The following is an 8,490-nucleotide window of genomic DNA, read 5'->3' on the forward strand; positions in this document are numbered from 1 at the left end:
CCATGGACAACAACGGAGTTGGATCCTGGCTGCACCGGCGCCGGATCAAGTCCGGTACCAAAACTGCCATCATTTCCGGTGAGCACACTGTGAGCTACGCGGAACTCGCAGACCGGACCGACCACCTGGCCAACGCCCTCAAAGACAGGGGAGTGGCCAAGGGGGACAGAGTGGCCTACCTGGGTGAGAATCACCCGTCCTTTGTGGAGACGTTCTTTGCTTGCGGGCTACTCGGAGCGATTTTCGTCCCGCTCAACACCCGCCTGGCGGCACCGGAGCTGCAGTTTCAACTGCAGGACTCAGGAGCACGCCTGCTCATCAGCGCGGAGTCCTTGGAGGTCCTCGCCTCCGCGTCCTGCACCGACACCGACGTAACCCACCGTCTCGTAGTGGCGCCCGACGACGTCACCGTCGATTACGCGCTCAAGCTGCCATCCGGCGTCGAGCACTATGGCGAGGTGCTTGACGCTGCAAACGCGGCGCCGCTGGATGAAGCGGTGACCCTTGAAGACGGAGCCATGATCCTCTACACGTCCGGCACTACCGGCAAGCCCAAGGGTGCTTTGCTGACACACGGCAACATCACCTGGAACTGCATCAACACGGTGGTGGACATGGACCTGAACCGCAACGACGTAGCGCTCATGATCTCGCCACTGTTCCACGTGGCTTCCCTGGATATGGGCTTGCTTCCCATGCTGCTCAAGGGTGCCACCGTGGTGCTTGAAGCCAAGTTCGACGCCGGCCGTGTACTGGAGCTGGTGGACCAGCATAAAGTCACCACACTCAACGGTGTCCCCACCACCTTCCAGATGCTCTGTGACCATCCGGGATGGTCGACGGCGGATCTCAGCTCCCTGGACAAGCTCACCTGCGGCGGTTCTGCCGTTCCGCAGCGGGTACTGGATGCGTACGAACAACGCGGCATAGGTTTCACCAGCTGCTACGGCATGACCGAAACCGCGCCGGGGGCCACCATGTTGCCGGTATCGAAGTCCAAGGAAAGGGCAGGCTCCGCCGGGCTTCCGCACTTCTTCACTGATGTGCGGATTGCCGATCCACTGGGTGGTCTTGCTGCAGTTGGCGCCGTGGGGGAGATCCAAATCTCCGGACCCAACGTGATCAAGGAGTACTGGAACCGGCCCGAAGCAACCGCCGAGAGTTATTCCGAGTCCTCTTGGTTCCGCTCCGGCGATATGGGCTACCAAGACGGGGAAGGCTTCCTGTTCGTTTCGGACCGCATCAAGGACATGATCATTTCCGGAGGGGAGAACATCTACCCGGCTGAGGTGGAAGCTGCCATCTCAGAGCTCCCCGCAGTGGGGAGTGTGGCCGTGATCGGCATGGATGACAACAAATGGGGAGAAGTGCCCAGGGCGATCATCACATTGCGCGACGGTGCGTCCCTGACCGAAGAGCAACTGCGCTCGCATCTGGAGGGCCGGTTGGCACGGTACAAAATCCCCAAGTCAGTGGTATTCGTTGAGGAGATGCCACGAACCGCCAGCGGGAAGATCCGGAAGATGGACCTCCGAAAGCACTACGCGCAGTGACGCTCGACCGTATTCAATGTCACCTGTCGTGGCAAAGAATATGCTGTCTCATGGCAAGCCGCACCGACGAAATATTGCGTTACCAAGCTAAATCCGGGTTAATTTCCTCCATCGAACTGCCTAATTCGGTGTAAGGGCATTACGATAGGCACGACTCACACACTGAGCACGAAGCTTCATCACGACTCACCTAACCCGGGGGATATACCAATGACCAGTTACCCGCAACAACCTCAGCAAACCGAGCAGTACGGCGTCCAAGCCGGCGAACCGCCGCTGTGGGCACCCTATTACGGCGCTCCGATCGGCGCGGCCGTCAAGCGTTTCTTCAAGAAATACACCGCATTCAGTGGCCGCGCGAGCCGCAGCGAATACTGGTGGGTCGCCCTTGCCTTGGGCGTGGTTGGCTTTGTCCTGCAGCTCCTCACCGGCATTCTCGGTGCAGCCGGATCCACCACCACCAGCAGCGGCACGGTTCCCGGCCCGGGAGCCGTGGTGGGCATCATTCTGATCTCCGTGTTCTACCTGGCGGTCCTTATCCCGTCCATCGCCCTGCTGGTTCGTCGTCTCCACGATGGCAACTTCAGCGGCTGGCTGGCCCTTCTCGGGCTCATCCCGTTCGTGGGTGGACTTGCCATCCTGGTCTTCGCGCTCCTGCCGTCCAACCCGGCCGGCCAGCGTTTTGATCAGCCGACTGCATAGTCAGCCACATAGCAAGTAATTCGTTTCACAGAAAAGGGCGGCACCTCGCGTGCCGCCCTTTTTCATGCCCTTCTTCGGACAATTTTCGGGCGTCACGTGCCGTAAAAGCGGCACGCGTGACATGCTGTGACTGATTCGGGCCCACCCAAAGACGAGGACTGCCATGCCCCACCCTCCACGCCTAAGAACCATCAAACGCTGCGCCGTGGTGGGTGGCGGGATCATCGGCATTGCAGTGGCGAGGGAACTGACCAACAGGCTCGAGGGCGTCCAGGTCACCGTCTACGAAAAGGAAGACCGGCTCGCAGCACACCAGACCGGACACAACTCGGGGGTGGTGCACGCAGGCCTGTACTACGAACCCGGCGGGCTGAAAGCAAAACTGTGTCGCAGGGGAGTGGAGCTGCTGCAGGAATTCTGCGCCATGAAGAACCTGCCCTATGAGGCGTGCGGCAAGTTGGTCATTGCCCAGACACCCGAGGAATCGGATCGCTTGGACAAGATTTTCGCCCGTGCCACGGCCAACGGGGTCCCGGGCGCAAGGATGCTGCGGGGCGAGCAGCTACGCGAGGTGGAGCCGAACGCCGTCGGGCTTTCCGCTCTTCACTCGCCGGAAACGGCGATCGTTGACTACACGGCTATCACCAACGCGCTCGCCGACGACGTCCGTAGTTCGGGCGGAAGCATCCGGCTCAGGCAGGAAGTTACCAGGCTTGAGCAACAGCACAGCGGCGTGGTGGTCAGTACCAGGGATGGCGGCGAACATTACGACCTCGTGGTGGTGTGCGCGGGCCTTCAATCGGATCGCGTGGCCGAAGCGACGGGTGAACCGGCTACCCCAAGGATCGTGCCGTTCTTTGGGCAGTACTTCCTCCTGGGTGAGGAGGCCCGGGATCAAGTTCGCGGGCTGATTTACCCGGTGCCGGACCCAAAACACCCCTTCCTCGGTGTCCACCTCACCAAACGCATCGACGGTGAAATGATGCTCGGTCCAAATGCATTCATCTCCTTCGGCCGCGAGTCTTACTCGTGGAATGAGGTGAATGCCCGCGACGTACTGAACTACACGCTGTTTCCTGGATTCTGGAAATTTGCCAGGCAGAATGTGCCGTCAGCTGTTCGTGAATTCCAGACCGTAGTGAGCAAGAAAAAGTTCATCCGCGAGGCCGTGCGCTTTGTGCCGTCGCTGGAAGGCGCCACCATTCTTCCGGGCACCCGGGGCGTGCGCGCGCAGGCCATGAACGGTGACGGTTCGCTGGTGGACGACTTTGTCATCGCACGACGCCGGGACACGGTCTTGGTGCGCAACGCACCTTCTCCCGGGGCTACTTCGTCCATGGCCATAGCGGAGTACATCGTGGAGAAGGCTTTGCAGGATTGAGGAGTTAACAAACTGGTGATCCAACGGAAACGGCCGCCAAACGCGGGCTGGATACCGTTGCCGCATGATCGGATCACTAGCTTCGCTTGCCAGTTCAGTCGGCACCACCATAGCGGCCTGGATTGAGGCAGCGTACGTCCTGGATTGCACTGGCCCGTCGGCGGAGGAACAGGGTGCAGGTGGCCCGGGGAGCATGAGTGATTTGTCATGGCTCCCTGCCCTCAGCGGCGTCACGGTTGCCAGTGCTCAGGCCATCCAAACGCACGCCGCAAGGGTGCGTTCAGAGTCCTAGAAGCTGCTCGGAATGCTGCAGAATGTCGCGTTGGGCACACTTTTCGCTGATCTCCTCTGATATGCCCTAAACTGCTTCACTGAGGTGCCGGAAGAGGCACTATGCAGCAACGAAAGCGAAGCTCAATGGCTACTGATTACGATGCCCCGCGCAAGACAGAAGAAGAGTCTCCCGCCGAGTCGCTTGAGGCCCTTCAGGCATCCCGAGGAAACACTGCGCAGACTGCGGTCATCGACGTCGAGGAAAACGATACCGCCGAAGGAATCGACCTGCCCGGAGCAGATCTTTCCGGTGAAGAACTGACAGTCATTGTGGTCCCGGAGCAGTCCGACGAATTCACGTGCGGCTCCTGTTTCCTGGTCCGTCACAGGTCCCAGATTGCATTGGAAAAGAACGGTCTTAAGTTCTGTAAGGACTGCGAAGGCTAAATAACGCCAAGGTCTCGTTATCTTCGGTTACGAATATGGGCGCGAGCACCCTCTGCACGGCCGCCCAATGCCCAAAATACGGCCCGACAATAACCCTCTTGTGACCACCGCTGCGTCCACTTAACGGTTGCGCCCCGAAGCGGCCACAACCCGCCCAAAGCCCCTGCTGCGCTCCTACTGTTGAAGTATCAACTTCGCCTGAAGGGGGCACAAAAAATGAGGAAATTTGGAGCGGGTTTGGCAGCGGTCATGGCAGCTGCCGGTCTCGGTCTGGTGGCGCCGGGGCCAGCCTCGGCAGCAACATATTGCGGTATCTCGTGGGGTTCCATGGCCAAGGCAGACCTCGACATGAGCTCCGCCAGTGTCACCAACGTTCGCACCGGGCAACAGCCCTGCTACGACCGCCTGGTGATCGACATGACAGGTAAGGTGGCCGGCTACGTCGTTCAGTACGTTCCTGTAGTGACCCAGGATGCTACCGGCTACCCCATCCCGGTGCTGGGGGATGCTGATCTCCAAGTGATGGTGACGGCGCCGTCGTACAACCGGTACAACCAGCCGACGTATGTGCCGGCAGCCAAGGCCGAATTGTCCAACGTCTCCGGTTACCAGACCTTCCGGCAGGTGGTTTACGCGGGCAGCTTTGAGGGCACCACCAGCATTGGGCTGGGCGTCCGTGCACGTCTTCCGTTCCGGGTCTTCACCCTGGACGGGCCCGACGGCGGTTCTCGCCTGGTAGTGGACGTGGCGCATCGTTGGTGATTGACGGGGCGCTGAAGTGCCCAGATCGCGGGAAAGCTGCCAATTCGCGGGACATTTCCGGCGAACTGGCAGCTTTCCCACGAACTCCGCGGAAGGCGGGCTTACTCCGGCACCACCAGAGCCGGCGTGTCCTTTCGGATGGTCTCGTCGCGGAAGAACCCGGGCCGAACACGGGACATGATCAACATGACCACTACGCCCAAAGCCAGGATGCCGATGCCCAGGACGAATACGAGCCCCACCCCGAAGATCTCCGAGCCACTGCCGAACTCGGGAGCCCAGCTGTCCACGGCAGTCTGCAGGAACACGACGAACAGGCCGACGCCACCCAGCAGCGGGCAGACGAGTCGCAGGAAGAAGTTCCTGGCGCTGGAGAACACACTGTTGCGGAAGTACCAGACACAGGCGATGGCCGTGAGTCCGTAGTAGAAGCAGATCATCAGGCCAAGGGCCAGAATGGTGTCGTTCAGGACGTTTTCACTGATCACGTGCATCACCGCGTAGAAGCCCGCAGACAGGACGCCGGCCGCTATGGTGGCGAAGCCCGGCGTCGAGAACTTCTTGCTCATGTGGCTGAAGCGCTCCGGCAGGGCGCCGTAATGCGCCATGGCCAACAGGCTGCGGGAAGGCGAAGTGAACGTGGACTGCAGGGACGCCGCTGAGCTGGAGAGCACAGCGAGGGACATGAGGATGGCGAATGGACCCATGACCGGTGATGCCAGTGCGGTGAAGACGTTGGCGTGGTTTTCCTCGTTGTTCAGGCCGATCCCGGTATCGCCGACGCCTGCGAACATCATGGTGGCAATGGTGACCAGGAGGTAGATGCCCAGGACGATCACCGCTGTCAGCGTGCCTGCGAGGCCCGCGGTCTTCTTACCGTTGGCCGTTTCCTCGTTGACGGTCAGGCATACATCCCAGCCCCAGTAGACGAAGATCGATAATGAGATGCCGGCTGCGATCTGGCCGAACGTCTCGATCTTGGTGACGTCGAACCAGTCCCAGCTGAAGGGCACAGCAGTTTCGGAGGTGGACCAGTTAGCGAACGCCATGGCGACGAACAGGCCAAGGACCAGCAGCTGGAATCCCACCAGGCCGTACTGGACAATCTTGGTGGTGTGGAGGCCGCGGTAGCTGATCCAGACAGCAAGTGCCACGAAGACGAAGCACGTGGCAACGTTGAGCAGCTTGTTCGAAGCGAGGTCTGCGAGCTCGGGTGAACCCGTGGCCTGTGCGAGGAACAGGTAGAAAAAGTCCACGGCCACGCCCGCCAGGTTGGACAGAACAATGATGTTGGCGGCCAGCAAACCCCAGCCGCCCATCCAGCCAACCCACGGTCCGAACGCTTTGGTTACCCATGTGAAGGTGGTGCCGCTGTCGGGGGAGTCTGCATTGAGTTCCCGGTACGCCAAGGACACCAGGATCATCGGGATGAACCCGATCAGGAAGATGACAGGCAATTGCAGCCCGACTTCGTTGACAGTTGGGCCAAGCGCACCGGTGAGGGTGTACGCCGGGGCGATGGTGGAGATGCCAAGAACGACGACGGCGAGGAGCCCCAACTGCCCCGTCTTCAGTCCCTTGCCGCTGATGTCATGCGACTTCGCGGCTTCACTGCCGCTGCGTCGGATTGTCTGGCTCATGTAAGGCCCTTTCTAGATGGCCGAAAGTTATTGCTTGGTGCTGCGGAGCATGCTGCCGCCCCTGGGGGCCGAAGGTGCCGTGGGCGCCGTGGCGTTGGGGGCCGGGCGTGCCGTGGCGTTGGGGGCCGGGCCATCCAGGCGCGTCAGTTCGATCATGGTGTGATTGGTACTCCGGTGAGACGACAGTCACTAAATGAATAGTGTTCATTTAGTATGTCGTGAGTCACGCTCGGGCGCAAGGCCTGAAATGAATGACGTTCATATGTGACTGGTCTATGGGTACTTTGGGGTCCGGGTCTCTGGGTATCCCGGGGTCCGGGGGTGGGTGTCTGGTGACGTGGGTGTTGGGCTTGCTGCGGGGTGTTTTCCGCACGGGCCCTGTTTTCCACATAGGCCCTGGTTTCCACATACGGGAGTTGTGGTCTTATAGCGCTTGCTGCGTGCTGGAAGAGTTGGGGCATGGAGCAGATCCGGGCCACGCAGACGCCGTCACACGATGATGAGCTCGGGCGCGCCTGGGAAGCTCTACCCGGGCACTCCGACTCCGCACTCCCTGCTACGGGGCCTGTGTCAGGCCATTCATCGCTCCGGGTGTCTGACCTCGTCGCGCTCCTTGGCTCTGTTCCGCTTGCCGGCTCCAGTGGAGAGCTGATTGATCAGCTCCGGGGGTTGGAGGAGCTGAAGTCGGCCATTACGGGCCTGCAGGCGCGGGCTGCTGTGGCGTTTGATCTTGCCCAACGGGCTGAACAGGCCCGAGCTGGTGTTCCTGCGTCCGAGCGTGGCCAGGGTGTCGGGGCGCAGGTGGCGTTGGCTCGGAGGGAGTCTCCCAATAAGGGTTCCCGGTTATTGGGCTTGGCGAGAGCGTTGGTGACGGAGATGCCCTGCACCCTGGCTGCCCTGGAATCCGGCCAGCTCAATGAATGGCGGGCCATGCTGCTGGTGAAGGAAACAGCGTGCCTGTCCGTGGAGGACCGGTGCGCGGTGGATGAGGAACTCGCCCCCGATTGGGGGACGTTCGAAGGCAAGGGCGACCGGGCCATCATCGCCGCGGTCAAGGCTGCCGCGTATCGTCGTGATCCCCGCTCGGTGGCCCAACGCGCCAGTCACGCAGCCACCGAACGGACCGTGAGCCTGCGACCCGCCCCGGACACCATGACCTACCTGACCGCCCTCCTACCAGTCGCCCAAGGCGTCGCGGCGTATGCGGCGCTGACCCGTGAGGCTGATACTGCCCGGGCCGGCGGTGACTGCCGTTCCCGCGGCCAGGTCATGGCTGACACCCTGGTCGAACGCGTTACCGGAACCCCGGGCGGGGTCGCGGGCATCAACCTCGATCTGGTGATGACGGACCGGACCCTGTTTCAGGCAGACAGCGAACCGGCCCGGCTCAAAGGCTATGGAATCGTCCCGGCCCAGTGGGCACGGAAACTACTTCGTGAACCTCAGGACAGCAAACGTCAGCTTGGTGAACATCAGGTTGGTGAACGTCAGGACAGCAAACGTCAGCTTGGTGAACATCAGGTTGGTGAACGTCAGGAAGGCGAAGCCAGTGGTTTCGCGACCAGTCAGGAAGGCGAAGCAAGTGGTTTGGCGACCGGCCGGGCGGGCTCACCAGTTCCGGACCGCGACTTCACCGTGTGGCTGCGGCGGCTCTACACCGCACCCGGAACGGGCGAACTCCTGAACATGGACTCCAAAGCCCGACTCTTCCCACCCCGGCTCCGACGATTCA

9 protein-coding genes are annotated in these 8,490 nt (G+C 61.3%); 7 read left to right on the forward strand and 2 right to left on the reverse strand.

What is annotated here, in order from left to right; all coding sequences use genetic code 11:
* Positions 1-2 precede the first annotated feature (2 nt).
* From menE to MOD31_RS21120, 6 genes are all read left to right on the forward strand, one after another.
* Positions 3-1,553, forward strand: coding sequence for an o-succinylbenzoate--CoA ligase (gene menE, locus MOD31_RS21095; RefSeq protein WP_250821607.1), 1,551 nt, complete (start codon positions 3-5; stop codon positions 1,551-1,553).
* Between the two features lie 210 nt (positions 1,554-1,763).
* Positions 1,764-2,255 (forward strand): DUF805 domain-containing protein, encoded by a 492-nt coding sequence (locus MOD31_RS21100; RefSeq protein WP_142936501.1) that lies wholly within the window; start codon positions 1,764-1,766, stop codon positions 2,253-2,255.
* 163 nt (positions 2,256-2,418) lie between these two features.
* Positions 2,419-3,636 (forward strand): L-2-hydroxyglutarate oxidase, encoded by a 1,218-nt coding sequence (gene lhgO, locus MOD31_RS21105; RefSeq protein WP_250821608.1) that lies wholly within the window; start codon positions 2,419-2,421, stop codon positions 3,634-3,636.
* Between the two features lie 64 nt (positions 3,637-3,700).
* Positions 3,701-3,928, forward strand: coding sequence for a hypothetical protein (locus tag MOD31_RS21110; protein ID WP_142936499.1), 228 nt, complete (start codon positions 3,701-3,703; stop codon positions 3,926-3,928).
* 125 nt (positions 3,929-4,053) lie between these two features.
* Entirely contained in the window at positions 4,054-4,356 is a 303-nt protein-coding gene (locus tag MOD31_RS21115) for a DUF4193 domain-containing protein (RefSeq protein WP_024819766.1), read from the forward strand.
* 216 nt (positions 4,357-4,572) lie between these two features.
* A complete protein-coding gene (locus MOD31_RS21120; RefSeq protein WP_250821609.1) occupies positions 4,573-5,118 on the forward strand; it encodes a hypothetical protein in 546 nt (181 codons plus the stop codon).
* Between the two features lie 101 nt (positions 5,119-5,219).
* Here the strand turns inward: MOD31_RS21120 and MOD31_RS21125 are convergent, their stop codons facing one another.
* Complete coding sequence (locus MOD31_RS21125) at positions 5,220-6,758, reverse strand: APC family permease (RefSeq protein WP_250821610.1); 1,539 nt, start codon at positions 6,756-6,758, stop codon at positions 5,220-5,222.
* Between the two features lie 27 nt (positions 6,759-6,785).
* Positions 6,786-6,914 carry a hypothetical protein gene (locus MOD31_RS22000; protein ID WP_274595824.1) on the reverse strand — a complete coding sequence of 43 codons (129 nt, stop codon included), beginning with the start codon at positions 6,912-6,914 and terminating at the stop codon, positions 6,786-6,788.
* A 303-nt stretch (positions 6,915-7,217) separates the two neighbouring features.
* Between MOD31_RS22000 and MOD31_RS21130 the strand changes: the two genes are divergently transcribed.
* A partial coding sequence (locus tag MOD31_RS21130; RefSeq protein ID WP_250821611.1) for a DUF222 domain-containing protein occupies positions 7,218-8,490 on the forward strand: 1,273 nt, incomplete at its 3' end.

The sequence above is a fragment of the Paenarthrobacter sp. TYUT067 genome (assembly GCF_023656375.1).
GTDB lineage: Bacteria > Actinomycetota > Actinomycetes > Actinomycetales > Micrococcaceae > Arthrobacter.